General features: G+C 71.1%; 14 protein-coding genes. 12 read left to right on the top strand and 2 right to left on the bottom strand.

All coding sequences use genetic code 11. The annotated features are described in order from the left end of the window. Positions 1–27: 27 nt before the first annotated feature. From IF54_RS0109365 to IF54_RS0109350, 4 genes are all read left to right on the top strand, one after another. Positions 28–1,566 carry an ATP-dependent DNA ligase gene (locus tag IF54_RS0109365; RefSeq protein ID WP_030316452.1) on the top strand — a complete coding sequence of 513 codons (1,539 nt, stop codon included), beginning with the start codon at positions 28–30 and terminating at the stop codon, positions 1,564–1,566. Continuing rightward, the gene (locus tag IF54_RS0109360) at positions 1,563–2,024 is read left to right on the top strand and encodes an NUDIX domain-containing protein (RefSeq protein ID WP_030316450.1); all 462 of its coding nucleotides are present in this window, start codon (positions 1,563–1,565) and stop codon (positions 2,022–2,024) included. The genes IF54_RS0109365 and IF54_RS0109360 overlap by 4 nt, the downstream gene beginning before the upstream one ends. Before the next feature lie 71 nt (positions 2,025–2,095). Then, a complete protein-coding gene (locus IF54_RS0109355) occupies positions 2,096–3,481 on the top strand; it encodes an NADP-dependent succinic semialdehyde dehydrogenase (RefSeq protein ID WP_030316449.1) in 1,386 nt (461 codons plus the stop codon). A 24-nt stretch (positions 3,482–3,505) separates the two neighbouring features. Continuing rightward, positions 3,506–3,742 (top strand): DUF6213 family protein, encoded by a 237-nt coding sequence (locus IF54_RS0109350; protein WP_007380390.1) that lies wholly within the window; start codon positions 3,506–3,508, stop codon positions 3,740–3,742. Positions 3,743–3,832: 90 nt separating this feature from the next. Here the strand turns inward: IF54_RS0109350 and IF54_RS0109345 are convergent, their stop codons facing one another. Next, entirely contained in the window at positions 3,833–5,062 is a 1,230-nt protein-coding gene (locus tag IF54_RS0109345; RefSeq protein ID WP_030316447.1) for an acyl-CoA dehydrogenase family protein, read from the bottom strand. Positions 5,063–5,233: 171 nt separating this feature from the next. Here IF54_RS0109345 and IF54_RS0109340 point away from each other — a divergent pair, with 171 nt between their 5' ends. Further along, a complete protein-coding gene (locus IF54_RS0109340) occupies positions 5,234–5,878 on the top strand; it encodes a TetR family transcriptional regulator (RefSeq protein ID WP_030316446.1) in 645 nt (214 codons plus the stop codon). A 65-nt stretch (positions 5,879–5,943) separates the two neighbouring features. Here the strand turns inward: IF54_RS0109340 and def are convergent, their stop codons facing one another. Next, complete coding sequence (gene def / locus IF54_RS0109335; RefSeq protein WP_030316445.1) at positions 5,944–6,489, bottom strand: peptide deformylase; 546 nt, start codon at positions 6,487–6,489, stop codon at positions 5,944–5,946. A gap of 112 nt (positions 6,490–6,601) precedes the next feature. On the opposite strand from def, the gene IF54_RS0109330 reads away from it, so the two are divergent. The 7 genes from IF54_RS0109330 (at position 6,602) to IF54_RS42045 (ending at position 14,585) form a co-directional block, all read left to right on the top strand. Then, complete coding sequence (locus IF54_RS0109330; protein WP_020140433.1) at positions 6,602–7,840, top strand: MurT ligase domain-containing protein; 1,239 nt, start codon at positions 6,602–6,604, stop codon at positions 7,838–7,840. Between the two features lie 16 nt (positions 7,841–7,856). Continuing rightward, entirely contained in the window at positions 7,857–8,585 is a 729-nt protein-coding gene (locus tag IF54_RS0109325; RefSeq protein ID WP_020140434.1) for a type 1 glutamine amidotransferase, read from the top strand. A 191-nt stretch (positions 8,586–8,776) separates the two neighbouring features. Beyond that, a complete protein-coding gene (locus IF54_RS0109320; protein WP_030316444.1) occupies positions 8,777–9,802 on the top strand; it encodes a 6-phosphofructokinase in 1,026 nt (341 codons plus the stop codon). Between the two features lie 156 nt (positions 9,803–9,958). Beyond that, a complete protein-coding gene (locus tag IF54_RS0109315; RefSeq protein WP_030316443.1) occupies positions 9,959–10,909 on the top strand; it encodes a cytochrome c oxidase assembly protein in 951 nt (316 codons plus the stop codon). 88 nt (positions 10,910–10,997) lie between these two features. After that, positions 10,998–12,455, top strand: coding sequence for a PASTA domain-containing protein (locus IF54_RS42690; protein WP_030316442.1), 1,458 nt, complete (start codon positions 10,998–11,000; stop codon positions 12,453–12,455). Between the two features lie 50 nt (positions 12,456–12,505). Further along, entirely contained in the window at positions 12,506–14,398 is a 1,893-nt protein-coding gene (locus IF54_RS0109305) for a serine/threonine-protein kinase (protein ID WP_030316441.1), read from the top strand. Positions 14,399–14,411: 13 nt separating this feature from the next. After that, positions 14,412–14,585 (top strand): hypothetical protein, encoded by a 174-nt coding sequence (locus IF54_RS42045; RefSeq protein ID WP_030316440.1) that lies wholly within the window; start codon positions 14,412–14,414, stop codon positions 14,583–14,585.

Genomic DNA, 14,585 nt, shown 5'->3' with positions numbered 1-14,585 from the left:
CCGGCTCCTCCGGTACACCCTGGAGGAATGTTGCTTGCCCGACTGGCACAGGTGTCACAGGAGGTCGCCGCGACCTCGGCGCGCTCCAAGAAGATCGCGCTGCTCGCGGAGCTGTTCCGGGAGGCGGAGCCGGACGACGTACCGATCGTCATCCCGTACCTCGCGGGACGGCTCCCGCAGGGCCGGCTCGGCGTCGGCTGGAAAGTGCTGAGCCGCCCGGTCGCACCCGCCGCCGAGCCGACCCTGACCGTCCGCGAGGTGGACCACCGTCTCACCGCGCTCGGCCAGGTCGCGGGCGCAGGCTCGCAGGCCGAACGGACGCGGCTCGTCGGCGAGTTGCTGGGCGCGGCCACCGAGGACGAGCAGCGGTTCCTGTTCGGGCTGATCAGCGGGGAGGTACGGCAGGGCGCGCTGGACGCTGTCGCCATCGAGGGGCTCGCCCAGGCGACGCAGGCACCGCCCGCCGACGTCCGCCGTGCCGTGATGCTGGCGGGCTCCCTCCAGACGGTCGCCGAGGCCCTGCTCGGCGAGGGTCCGTCCGCCCTGGACCGCTTCCGTCTCACCGTCGGCCGTCCGGTCCTGCCGATGCTCGCGCTCAGCGCCTCCTCGGTGGCCGAGGCGGTCGAGAAGCTCGGCGTGTGCGCGGTCGAGGAGAAGCTGGACGGCATCCGCGTCCAGATCCACCGCGACGGCGACGCCGTACGGCTGTACACCCGCACCCTGGACGACATCACCGACCGGCTGCCCGAACTGACCGCTGCCGCACTGGAGTTGCGGGGCGAGCGGTTCATCCTGGACGGTGAGGTGATCGCCTTCGACGAGGCGGGACGGCCCCGCTCCTTCCAGGAGACCGCGGGCCGGGTCGGCTCCCGCACGGACGTGACGACGGCCGCCGACGCGGTCCCCGTCTCCCCCGTCTTCTTCGACGCCCTGTCCGTCGACGGCCGGGACCTCCTCGACCTGCCCTTCGCCGAACGCCACGCGGAGCTGGCCCGGCTGGTGCCGGAGCCGATGCGGGTGCGACGGGCATTGGTGTCGGGACCGGACGAGATCCCGGCGGCGGAGGAGTTCCTCGCCGAGACGCTGAAGCGCGGGCACGAGGGCGTGGTCGTGAAGTCCCTCGACGCGCCCTACAGCGCGGGCCGGCGGGGCGCGTCCTGGCTCAAGGTCAAACCCGTGCACACCCTGGACCTGGTGGTGCTGGCCGCCGAGTGGGGGCACGGCCGCCGCACCGGCAAGCTCTCCAACCTGCACCTCGGCGCCCGCACCGCCGACGGCGGCTTCGCGATGCTCGGCAAGACCTTCAAGGGCATGACCGACGCGATGCTCACCTGGCAGACCGAGCGCCTCCAGGAACTGGCGGTGGAGAGCAGCGGCTATGTGGTGACCGTACGGCCCGAACTGGTCGTGGAGATCGCCTACGACGGCCTCCAGAGGTCGACCCGCTATCCGGCCGGGGTCACCCTGCGGTTCGCCCGCGTGGTCCGCTACCGGGAGGACAAGCGGCCCGAGGAGGCCGACACCGTGGAGACGCTGCTGGCCGCGCACCCCGAGGTGAGGCCGTGAGGACGAGCGCGGGCCTGCTGGTGTTCCGGCACACCGGGAACGGGCTGGAGGTGTTGCTGGGCCATATGGGTGGTCCGTTCTTCGCCCGCCGGGACGCCGGGGCGTGGACGGTCCCGAAGGGTGAGTACGAGCCGGAGTCGGAGTCTGCCTGGGACGCGGCCAGGCGGGAGTTCCAGGAGGAGCTCGGACTGCCGCCGCCCGACGGGGAGGCCGTACCCCTGGGCGAGGTCCGGCAGACGAACGGCAAGGTCGTCACGGCGTGGGCGATCGAGGCGGACCTCGATCCGGCGACGGTGGTGCCGGGGGTGTTCAGCATGGAGTGGCCGCCCAGGTCCGGTCGGACCCAGGAGTTCCCGGAGCTGGACCGGGTGGCCTGGTTCGGCCTGGAACGGGCCCGGGCCGTGATCGTGAAGGCGCAGGCCGCGTTTCTCGACCGGCTGGCTGAGCACTCGGCCTGATGTCCACGCGTTGCGGTCGCCCCCGCCGCGCGGGAAGGTCGAAGCACAGTCAGCTCTTCAGGAGGTCGGTCATGCCCATCGCGACGGTGAACCCGGCGAACGGCGAGACGCTCAAGACGTACGAGGCCATGGGCGAGGAGGAGATCGAGCGCAGGCTCCAGCTCGCCGAGGCGACGTTCCGGACCTACCGCACGACGTCCTTCGAGGAGCGCGCCCGTCTCCTGAACCGGGCCGCCGAGGTCCTCGACGAGGCTCAGCAGGACATCGCCCGGGTCATGACCACCGAGATGGGCAAGCCGGTCAAGCAGGCCCGCGCCGAGGCCGCCAAGTGCGCCAAGGCGATGCGCTGGTACGCCGGGCACGCCGAGGCGCTGCTGGCCGACGAGGAGCCCTCGGAGGCCGACGTCGAGGACTCCGGCGGCGCACGCGCGCGCGTGCTCTACCGGCCGCTCGGCCCGGTGCTCGCGGTGATGCCGTGGAACTTCCCGCTGTGGCAGGTGATCCGGTTCGCCGCGCCCGCGCTGATGGCGGGAAACGTGGGTCTGCTCAAGCACGCCTCGAACGTGCCGCAGACCGCGCTGTTCCTGGAGGACCTCTTCCACCAGGCGGGCTACACCCATGGCTGTTTCCAGACACTGCTCGTCGGGTCGGGCGCGATCGACGACATCCTGCGCGACGAACGCGTGAAGGCGGCCACGCTGACCGGGAGCGAGCCCGCGGGGCGGGCCGTGGCCTCCACCGCCGGGGACATGGTGAAGAAGACGGTGCTGGAGCTCGGCGGCAGCGACCCGTATCTCGTGATGCCGTCCGCGGACATCGACCGGGCCGCCGAGGTCGCGGTGACCGCGCGGGTGCAGAACAACGGGCAGTCCTGCATCGCCGCCAAGCGGTTCATCGTGCACACCGACGTCTACGACCGCTTCGCCGAACGGTTCGTGGCGGGCATGAAGGCGCTCAAGGTCGGCGACCCGCTGGAGGAGGACACCGAGGTGGGGCCGCTCTCCAGCGAACAGGGGCGGAACGACCTGGAGGAGCTGGTCGACGACGCCCGGCGCAGCGGGGCGAGCGTGCTGTGCGGCGGCGAGCGGCCCGACGGGCCCGGCTGGTACTACCCGCCGACCGTCGTCGCCGACGTCACCCGCGAGATGCGCATCCACCGCGAGGAGACCTTCGGCCCGGTGGCCACGCTGTACCGGGCCGCCGACCTCGACGAGGCGGTGCTGATCGCCAACGACTCGCCGTTCGGACTCAGTTCGAACGTGTGGACGCGGGACGAGGCCGAGGTCGACCGGTGCGTACGGGATCTGGAGGCCGGCGGGGTGTTCGTCAACGGGATGACCGCCTCGCATCCGGCGTTCCCGTTCGGCGGGGTCAAGCGGTCCGGGTACGGGCGTGAGCTGTCCGGGCACGGAATCAGGGAGTTCTGCAACATCACGACGGTTTGGCACGGAGCGTGACGCTTGCGCGGCTACGATCCCGGTGTGAACCGCGAAGTGACTCTGCCTCTGATCGTCGACGACCGCGGGACCTTGCAGGTGGCTGCCGCCGACGTGAGCAAGCTGCTGCGCAGTCTTGGCGGGCGGTGGCTGCACTTGGTCGAGGCCGGGGCCGACGGTCTCGACGAGGACACGGTTGCCGCACTGACCATCGAGCTGGCGAAGCTGGCCGACCGGATCGACGTGGCGTGCATCGCGCACAGCAGCGGTGGGGCGCCCTAATCGCGCCGAACAGCAAAGGGGGGCGCCGCAGGGGACGCCGGCTCGTCGAGCTCCGGCGAATCGCCCCCCGTCGGCGCCCCTGGGGCGACGTCAGCGGATCGGCATCCCGGAGAGGGTCCGGGCGATCACCAGGCGCTGGATCTCGCTCGTCCCTTCGAAAATGGTGTAGATCGCGGCGTCCCGGTGCATCCGCTCCACCGGGTACTCCCGGGTGTAGCCGTTGCCGCCGAGGATCTGGACCGCCTGTGCGGTGACCTTCTTCGCGGTCTCGCTCGCGAACAGCTTGGACATGGAGCCCTCGGCCGCGGTGAACTGCTTGCCGTTGATCGCCATCCAGGAGGCCCGCCAGACCAGCAGCCGGGCCGCGTCGATCGAGGTCCGCATGTCCGCGAGCTGGAAGGCCACGCCCTGGTTGTCGATGATCGGACGCCCGAACTGCTCGCGGGTCTTGGCGTAGTCGAGGGCGACCTCGTAGGCGGCGCGGGCGGTGCCCACCGCCATGGCGCCCACCGCGGGACGGCTGGCCTCGAAGGTCGCCATCGCCGCGTTCTTCACACGCTCACCGCCCGCCGCCTTCGCCCGCTCCCGGGCCCGGGCCAGGCGCTGGTCCAGCTTCTCCTTGCCGCCGAGCAGGCAGTGGCCGGGGACCCGGACGTTCTCCAGGACGACTTCGGCGGTGTGCGAGGCGCGGATGCCGTGCTTCTTGAACTTCTGCCCCTGGGACAGGCCCGGGGTGTTCGGCGGCACGATGAAGGACGCGTGGCCCTTGGAGCCGAGTTCGGAGTCCACGACGGCGACGACCACGTGGACGTTGGCGATGCCGCCGTTGGTGGCCCAGGTCTTGGTGCCGTTGAGGACCCACTCGTCCTTGGCCTCGTCGTACACGGCACGCGTGCGCATGGAGGCCACGTCGGAGCCCGCGTCCGGCTCGGAGGAGCAGAAGGCGGCGACCTTGACGTCGTTGACGTCGCCGTACATCTGGGGGATCCAGGTGCCGATCTGCTCCTCGGTTCCGTTGGCGAGAACGCCCACGGCGGCGAGGCCTGTGCCTACGATCGACAGTGCGATGCCCGCGTCGCCCCAGAACAGCTCCTCCATCGCCATCGGGATACCGAGCCCGGTGGGGTCGAAGTACTGCTGGGCGTAGAAGTCGAGGGAGTAGATGCCGACCTTCGCGGCCTCCTGGATGACCGGCCAGGGAGTCTCCTCACGCTCGTCCCATTCGGCGGCCGCGGGGCGGATGACGTCGGCGGCGAAGCCGTGCAGCCAGTCCCGGACCTCCTTCTGTTCGTCGTTGAGCTCCATGGTGAACTCGGCCATGACCCCTCCAGCGGCGGCACACGTACATGTTACTAGCGGTAACCCGAGTCTGTTACCCACGGGTAGGAAAAGTCAACTCCGATGACCGGTCAGCAGCCTGTTCGATGCGCGCGACCTGCCGAGTGTTAGTTTGCGCAGGCGTCACCGATTAAGCACGGGTGGGGAGAGCTCATGGACACCACACAGCGGACCGATCAGCAGCGGTCCGCCGACCGCCGTCGGCGTGAGTTGTTGGAGGCCGCGGACCGGGTGGTGCTGCGTGACGGACCGCACGCCTCCATGAACGCGATCGCCGCCGAGGCCGGTATCACCAAGCCGATCCTGTACCGCCACTTCGGTGACAAGGGGGGACTTTACGCCGCCCTCGCCAAGCGGCACACCGACGCGCTGCTGGACTCGCTGCGGGCCGCGCTGGACGCCCCGGCGGAGCGGCGGGAACGGGTCGAGGCGACGCTCGACACCTACCTCGCGGCGATCGAGGCGCGACCCCAGGTGTACCGGTTCCTGATGCATCCCGCGGAGGGGGGCCAGACCGCGGACCAGGGGTTCGACGTCGGCCAGCATTCCGCGCCGCTGCTGCGGAGGATGGGTGAGGAGTTGGCGCAGGTCATCGAGGACAGGCTGGATCTGGGGCCCGGGAGTCAGCTGCTGGCGCGGGTGTGGGGGCACGGGATCGTCGGCATGATGTACGCGGCCGGTGACTGGTGGTTGGGGGAACGGCCGTGTGAGCGGGGGGAGTTGGTGCGGAGCATGGCGGACCTGTTGTGGGGTCGGCTGGCCGCGGCGGGGGACAAAGTGGGGGGTCCGGGGTTCTGACGGTCGTACGTCGGGTGCGGCTCGGTGGGGGCTGGTCGCGCAGTTCCCCGCGCCCCTGAGCAGGTTCAGCTGACCCCGCGCCAAGACGATCTGGCCACTTGTCGCATGAGCTTTCGCTTGCGCCAACCCGTCAGGTGGTCCACGTAGACCCTGCCCTCCAGGTGGTCCGTCTCGTGCTGGAGGCACCTTGCGAAGAAGCCCGTGCCGTGGATCGTCACGGGCTCGCCCGTCGCCGTGAAACCCTCCACCACCGCGTGGTCGTGGCGTTCCACCCCCGCCTCCAGACCCGGCAGGGACAGGCAGCCCTCCGGACCCCGCAGGACCACGCCGTCGGTCTCCACCAGACGGGGGTTGACCACGTGGCCCAGGTGGCGGACCTCCTCGTCGTCCGGGCAGTCGTAGACGAACACGCGCAGAGGGACGCCCACTTGGTTCGCCGCGAGGCCCACCCCCTCGTGCGCGTACATCGTCGCGAACAGGTCCTCCACGAGACCCGCCAGTTCCGGGCCGAAGTCCGATACGTCCCCGCAGGGTTCGTGCAGGACGGGGTCGCCGAGCAGAGTGAGGGGCCGGACCCGGCCACGGGTGCCCGGAATGGAGCCGTTTCGCATGGCCGCAAGGGTACGGCGATTCGGGAGTGCCTACGGATCTCGATAGGCTGAGGTCCACACCACGTGGCCGGAGTCTGTGGCGCGGCGCGTACGCAAGGAGGATCGAGAACTGATGACAGGCAACTCGGACCCGCTCTCGCCGCGGGCCAAGCTCGCCGTGACGGCGGGCAAGGCCGTCGCGGCGGCATCCCGAGCCGCGGGTCGCGGCAGCGGTTCGGTCATCGGCGGCAAGGTGGCCCTCAAACTCGACCCCGACCTCCTCGCCCGGCTCGCCCAGCACCTGGACGTCGTCCTCGTCTCGGCGACCAACGGAAAGACCACGACCACCCGGTTGATCGCGGAGGCCCTGGGCGCGGCCGGCCCCGTCGTCTCCAACGCGCTCGGCGCCAACATGCCCGCCGGGATCACCTCCGCCCTCGCGGGCGGCTCGGACGCCCGCTACGGCGTGATCGAGGTCGACGAGAAGTACCTCGCGGGCGTGGCCCGGGACACCGACCCCAAGTGCATCGCCCTGCTGAACCTCTCCCGCGACCAGCTCGACCGGGCCGCCGAGACCCGCATGCTCGCCGAGAACTGGCGTGAGGGGCTCGCGGGCAGCAAGTCCGTCGTGGTCGCCAACGCCGACGACCCGCTCGTCGTGTGGGCCGCCTCCTCCTCCCCCAACGTCATCTGGGTCGCCGCCGGACAGATGTGGAAGGACGACGCCTGGTCCTGCCCGTCCTGCGGCGGTGTGATGCAGCGGCCGGGCGACGACTGGTTCTGCGGCGAGTGCGGGTTCCGCCGGCCGACGCCGAGCTGGGCGCTCTCCGGTGACCACGTGCTCGACCCGCACGGCTCGGCCTGGCCCATCCACCTCCAGCTGCCCGGGCGCGCCAACAAGGCCAACGCCGCCTCCTCCGCGGCCGTCGCCGCCGTCTTCGGCGTACCGCCCCAGGTCGCCCTGGAACGCATGTACCAGGTGCAGGCCGTCGCCGGACGCTACGACGTGGTGCAGTTCCAGCAGCGCGACCTCAGGCTGCTGCTCGCGAAGAACCCGGCGGGCTGGCTCGAAACGTTCAGCCTGATCGACCCGCCGCCCACCCCGGTGATCCTCTCCGTCAACGCCCGCGGCGCCGACGGCACCGACACCTCGTGGCTGTGGGACGTCGACTACACCCGGCTGACCGGCCACCCGATCTGCGTGATCGGCGACCGCAAGCTGGACCTCGCGGTGCGTCTGGAGGTCGCGAACCAGAACTTCCAGGTCTGCGACAACCTCGACCAGGCCGTCTCGATGAGCCCGCACGGCCGTATCGAGGTCATCGCGAACTACACCGCCTTCCAGGACCTGCGCCGCCGCGTCGGCAACTGAGACACAGGGGACTTTTGTGAGCGACAACCAACTGCGGATCGTCTGGATCTACCCCGACCTGCTCAGCACCTACGGCGACCAGGGCAACGCCCTCGTCATCGAGCGCCGGGCCCGCCAGCGCGGCCTCGACGTGGCCCGCCTCGACGTGCGCAGCGACCAGGCGATCCCGACCTCCGGCGACATCTACCTGATCGGCGGCGGCGAGGACCGGCCCCAGCGGCTCGCGGCCGAGCGGCTGCGCCGGGACGGCGGGCTGCACCGGGCCGTGGGCAACGGCGCGATCGTGTTCTCGGTGTGCGCCGGCTACCAGATCCTCGGCCACGAGTTCATCAACGACCTCGGCCAGCGCGAGCCGGGCCTCGGGCTCCTGGACGTCGTCTCCGTGCGCGGCGAGGGCGCGCGGTGCGTCGGTGACGTCCTCGCCGACATCGACCCGCGGCTGGGTCTGCCCCCGCTGACCGGCTTCGAGAACCACCAGGGCGTCACCCATCTCGGGCCCACCGCCCGCCCGTTCGCCAACGTCAGGCTGGGCAACGGCAACGGCACCGGGGACGGCACCGAGGGGGCGTACAACGACACCGTCTTCGGGACGTACATGCACGGGCCCGTGCTCGCGCGCAACCCGCTCATCGCCGACCTGCTGCTGAAGCTGGCCCTCGACGTGAACGCGCTGCCGCCGACCGACGACCGCTGGTACGAGGCGCTGCGCAACGAGCGCATCGCGGCCGCTCAGCAGCCTGCCTGAGCGGGGCGCCCCGCTCGGTTCCAGGCCTCCGTCAACGGCCCGTCTGACGGGGAGTCCGCACAGGTGAGCGGGGTCGTCCAGCAGGCGGACGCGTGCTTCGGCCCCGCCCCCTCCTGCCGCTAGGGTGGCGGGGTTCGAGCCGGACGACGAGGTCCGGATCCGGCCCCTGTCGAGAAGGTTGTAGCGGGCTTATGCGCATTGGTGTCCTCACGTCCGGCGGCGACTGTCCCGGCCTGAACGCCGTCATCAGGTCCGTCGTGCACCGTGCCCTCGTCGACCACGGCGACGAGGTCATCGGCTTCCGGGACGGCTGGCGCGGCCTCCTGGAGTGCGACTACCTCAAGCTCGACCTCGACGCCGTCGGCGGCATCCTCGCCCGCGGCGGCACGATCCTCGGCTCCTCCCGCGTCCAGCCCTCGCACCTGCGGGACGGCGTGGAGCGGGCCAAGGGACACGTCGAGGAACTCGGCCTCGACGCGATCATCCCCATCGGCGGCGAGGGCACCCTCAAGGCGGCCCGGCTGATGTCGGACGCCGGCCTGCCCATCGTGGGCGTGCCCAAGACGATCGACAACGACATCGCGGTCACCGACGTGACCTTCGGGTTCGACACGGCCGTCGGGGTCGCCACCGAGGCGCTCGACCGGCTCAAGACCACCGCCGAGTCCCACCAGCGGGTACTCGTCGTCGAGGTCATGGGGCGGCACACCGGGTGGATAGCGCTGCATTCCGGCATGGCGGCGGGCGCACACGCCATCGTCGTGCCGGAACGGCCCTTCGACATCGAGGAGCTGACCCGGCGGGTCGGCGAGCGGTTCGAGGCGGGCAAGCGCTTCGCGATCGTCGTGGCGGCGGAGGGCGCCAAGCCGGCGCCCGGCTCCATGGCCTTCGACGAGGGCGGCAAGGACATCTACGGTCACGAGCGGTTCGCCGGGATCGCCCGTCAGCTGTCCATCGAGCTGGAGGGGCGGCTGGGGAAGGAAGCCCGGCCGGTCATCCTGGGGCATGTGCAGCGGGGCGGTACGCCCACGGCCTACGACCGGGTGCTGGCCACGCGGTTCGGGTGGCATGCGGTGGAGGCCGTGCACCGGGGGGAGTTCGGTCACATGACGGCTCTTCGCGGGACCGACATCGTGATGGTGCCGCTGGCGGAGGCGGTGGAGACGTTGAAGACGGTGCCGGAGGAGCGGTACGCCGAGGCGGAGTGCGTGCTTTAGGTCTTACGGCGGGTGCGGCTTGTCCGTGGCTGGTCGCGCAGTTCCCCGCGCCCCTGAGTTGGTCGAACCGCCCCCGGTCCAAGATGTGGCCGTGGGCGGTTCTACTCTTGGTGGCGGACGTAAGCGCACAACCCCCACGAATCAGGAGCCGCCGGCATGGATCACAGCGGGCACGGCATGACCATGGATCTGCCGCCGTTCACGCTGGGGCGGGGACTTGAGTGGTCCGCTGACCCGTTCTTTCTGGTCGCCTGCCTGCTCGGGCTCGCCCTCTACGGCTGGGGCGTCGTGCGGCTGCGGCGGCGAGGGGACGCGTGGCCGCCGGGGCGGACCATCTCCTTCGTGATCGGTGTGCTGACCATCGTGCTGATGATGTGCACCGGGCTGAACGACTACGGCATGGTCATGTTCAGCGTGCACATGGTGCAGCACATGGTGATCAGCATGCTGTCCCCGATCCTCCTGCTGCTCGGCGCTCCGGTCACGCTCGCCCTGCGGGCGCTGCCCGTCGCCGGCAAGGGGCGAAGGGGGCCGCGTGAGCTGCTGCTCGCCCTGCTGCACAGCCGGTACATGCGGATCATCACGCATCCGGCGTTCACCATTCCGCTGTTCATCGCGAGTCTGTACGGGCTCTATTTCACGCCGTTGTTCGACTATCTGATGGGGTCGAAGACCGGGCACATCGCGATGATGGTGCACTTCCTCGCGGTGGGTGTCGTCTTCTTCTGGCCGATCATCGGCGTCGACCCGGGACCGCACCGGCCGGGGTATCTGATGCGGATGCTGGAGCTGTTCGCGGGGATGCCGTTCCACGCCTTCTTCGGCATCGCGTTGATGATGGCGTCCGAGCCGATGGTGGGGACGTTCAAGAACCCGCCCGCCTCGCTGCACATCGACGCGCTCTCCGACCAGAACTACGCGGGCGGTATCGCCTGGGCGTTCAGCGAGATTCCCTCCGTACTGGTGCTGATCGCACTGCTGTTCCAGTGGTACGGCTCCGAACAGCGGCAGGCCAAGCGCAAGGACCGGGCCGCCGACCGGGACGGCGACAAGGAACTCGAGGAGTACAACGCCTATTTGGCCTCACTGAACGCACGCGGACAATAAGCACTTCGTCCTTCCGGAGCATTCAGTAGCATGAAACGCGTTGGGGGAACCGCCACCGGGGGGAGCGGTCATGACACTGCGCGCATTTATGCAAAGGATCGCCGTTCTCACGGTTTTCGCGGTGCTGCTGAGCGGCTGCGGCAAGGGAAATCCACTGACCGTGGTCAAGGCGGTCGCCGCGGGTGCGCCCTCGCTCGCACCGTTCTTCGACGAGAGCAGCGGGCTCGGCAAGGACGCCGGGACGGTGCGGTCGCAGCCCGTGCGGGGAAGTCTCCAGCAGGGGGACACACCTGGTCTCTACGGCGGCAGCAAGCAGCCGACCATCTGTGATGTCGCCGCACTCGAACGATTCCTCACCGATCCCGGGAATCACGACAAGGCACAGGCGTGGGCGGATGTGCTGAACATCCGCACGGACGGGATACCGGAATACCTGGATCGACTCACACCTGTGCTGCTGCGTCACGACACGCTCGTCCAGAACCACGACTACAAGCAGGGAAAGGCCGTCCCGTACGACTCCTTGCTCCAGGCGGGAATCGCGATTCTCGTCGATGAACAAGGGATTCCGGCCGTGAAATGCTCGTGCGGAAATCCACTGCGGCCCTTCAAGGGGGACACCAGTCGGATTTCCGTCCGGTTCGAGGACGGCAACAAGAAGTGGGCCGGATACGAGCGGAAGTCGGTCGTGGCCGTGCGGCCCGCCCCGCGGAAGCTGGCACGGATCGCTCTGATCGACGTTCATGAGCCTGCCCGCGGCATCGACCGGCCGGTCGGGACGACCGGTGAGAGGGACGCCACCTTCGACGCCGGTGAGCCGCGCGTCGTACCGGAACTCGCCGGGACGACCTTCGCCCAGGCTGGTCGGGAGCTGATCCACGCCGGGCTCGCGGCCGGGTACGCCGGGCAGGTGCCGCCGCCCGACGGAGCGAGGGTCACGGCGACGGACCCGCCCGCGGGGAGCGAGCTGGCGTTCGGGCACTACGTGATGCTGACCGTGGCCGAGAGCAACGGGAGCGCCTCCGGCGGGGGGACCGCACCGGCGACCGGGCCCACGACGACTCCCCCGCCGCCGCATCCGTCCGGGCCACGGACACCGCCCACCAGCACAGGGCCCTCGTCCGGCGGCCGGTCCGGCGACGCCTCCTCCGTACCTCCCTCCTCGTCCGGCGGCCGGTCCGGTGGCACCTCCTCCGCACCTCCCTCCTCGTCCGGCGGCCGGTCCGGTGGCACCTCCTCCGCACCTCCCTCCTCGTCGCGCGGCACGCCGGGGCAGTCCTCGACCCCGCCGCCGTCGAGCACGGTGCCCGGCTCGACGTCGCCCGCACCGAAGAAGTCGAGCAGCCCGACGTCCACCGGTGCCCCGGTGAGCAGCAGCGCGCCGCCTCCCCCGTCTCCTCCTCCCCCGCCGCCACCGCCGCCTCCCGCCACGAGCAGCGCGCCCGTCACGGGCGAACCGCCCATCGTCACCTCGCAACCGGCCACCAGTGAGCCCGCGAGCAGCGAACCCGTCACCGACGGACCGAGCACCACCGTCGCCACGTAGCGCCCGGAGACCCCAAGAGCCGAAGCAGCGCGGAACCGGAGAGCCAGCGGATGCCTTCAGGATCACCGACGTCGGGAGTGGGCCGGGTCATCGCCGGCCGTTATCTGCTGCTGAACCCGCTCGGCAGCGGCGGCATGGGCCATGTGTGGCTCGCCCACGACCAGAGACTCGCCTGTGAGGTCGCGCTCAAGGAGATCGTGTTCCGGGACCCGGTGGAGGCCGCCCACGAGCGGGAGGCACGGGTGGCGCGGGCCCGCGCGGAGGCCCGGCACGCGGCGGGGCTGCGCGGCCACCCGCACGTGGTGACCGTGCACGACGTGCTGGAGCACGACGGGCTGCCGTGGATCGTCATGGAGTACGTGGCCGACGCCGTGGACCTCCGTGACCTGGTCGCGTCCCGCGGACCGCTCGCCCCCGCGGAGTGCGCCCGCGTCGGCCTCGCCGTGCTGGACGCGCTGACCGCCGGGCATCGGCGGGGCGTGATGCACCGGGACGTGAAACCGGCGAACATCCTGCTGGCTCCGGACCGCGCGGGTTCGCCGTACGGGCGCGTCCTGCTCACCGACTACGGCATCTCCGTGCAGCCGGACGCCGGGGAGACCCGGTACACGCTGGCGTCCGTGCTGGTGGGGACGGCGGGCTATCTGGCGCCGGAGCGGGCCACGGGCGGGGCGCCCACCCCGGCCGCCGACCTGTTCTCGCTGGGCTGCACGCTGTACCACGCCGTGGAGGGCGTGGCCCCCTTCGAGCGGGAGTCGCATCTCGCCGAGGTGACCGCGGTGGTCATGGAGGAGCCACGACCCGCCGTGCGCGCCGGCGCGCTCGGTCCGGTACTGCACGCTCTGCTCGCGAAGGACCCCGGGCAGCGGCTGTCCTCGGCGGAGGCGGAGGCCGCGCTGTCGGCGGTCGTGGCGCCGCAGGCCGAGCCGTATCCGCGGACGCAGGCCGAGCCGTATCCGCGGACTCAGACCGATCTCGGTTCGCAGCCGTCCTGGGCGGGGGTGCAGGGGCCGCCGTTCGGGCCGGCTCCGCACGGACACCGGCCGCCCCCCGCGGCGCCGCCGTCGCGGGGCGGCCGTCGGCGGCGGGAACGTTCGCACGCCCTGCGGGCCCTCCTCGCCTGCGGCCTGGGGCTGCTGCTGGCCCTGGGCGGGGTCTGGTACGCCATGGCCGACCGGTCGTCGCCAGGCGGGGGCGAGGGCGGTGGCGGGGACGGTGGCGGACAGCGGAGCACCCGGCAGCCGTACGGCGAGGCCGTCGGGCTCGCGAAACCGCTGCGGGACGGTGACTGCGTGATCGCCGACTGGCCGGGGTCGCAGCGGTTCCGCGGGACACCCCGGCTGCGGCTGGACCCCACCTGCGGTACGGCGCCGGACGGCCAGGTGATGGCGTTCGTGCCGGCGGGCTCGGCGGAGGAGGCGCGGCGGACCGGGCCGGCGAAGTGCGAGGAGCGGACGCGGGAGATCCGGGACAGGCTCGCGGACGTCCGCGGCCAGGCCGTCGTACCGACCGACGAGGGGTTCGCGGCCGCGGGACGGCGCACGGCCTGTCTGGTGCTGGGGGCGAACGGGCCGGTGTACGGGCCGATCGGCTCACATCGCGCGCCGGGTTCGGCGTTCGCGGACACGGCGACCATGCAGCGGAGGGACTGTCTGGACGTGCGCACCAACCGGGACGCCCGGCTGGTCTCCTGCGCGGGCTCCTACGACGAGCAGGTGCTCGGATTCACCCGATTGGCCCCCGACGTCACCCTGCCCGAGGCGCGCACCGAGTCGGACACCGCGTGTGCGCGCGAGGTGCCGCCGGGCGACTACGGCTTCGATCCGTCGGTCTACACGGCGGGGTCCTGGACGAGTGAGGGCCCTTGGAAGAACGGCACTCATTTCGTCGTGTGCACCGTCCGCAGGCAGAACGGGGGCACCATGGAGGGGGACGAATCCTGAGGAAGGTGTCGCGATGCCCGGTACCGGTTCCACGGATGGCTCGACCAGAACGATGGGGGTGCTCACCGTCGGCGGTCTCGTCGTGGTGACGGCGTACACGGTGGCGCTGGGCAGCAACGGCTGGCTGTGGTTCGGCTGGGTCGTGCTGGGTCTGATCACCCTCGGCATGGTGGCCACCCGCAGTTGA

This window comes from Streptomyces sp. NRRL B-3229, assembly GCF_000719505.1.
GTDB lineage: Bacteria > Actinomycetota > Actinomycetes > Streptomycetales > Streptomycetaceae > Streptomyces > Streptomyces griseorubiginosus.
This window is presented reverse-complemented; position numbering and strand designations above follow the sequence as displayed.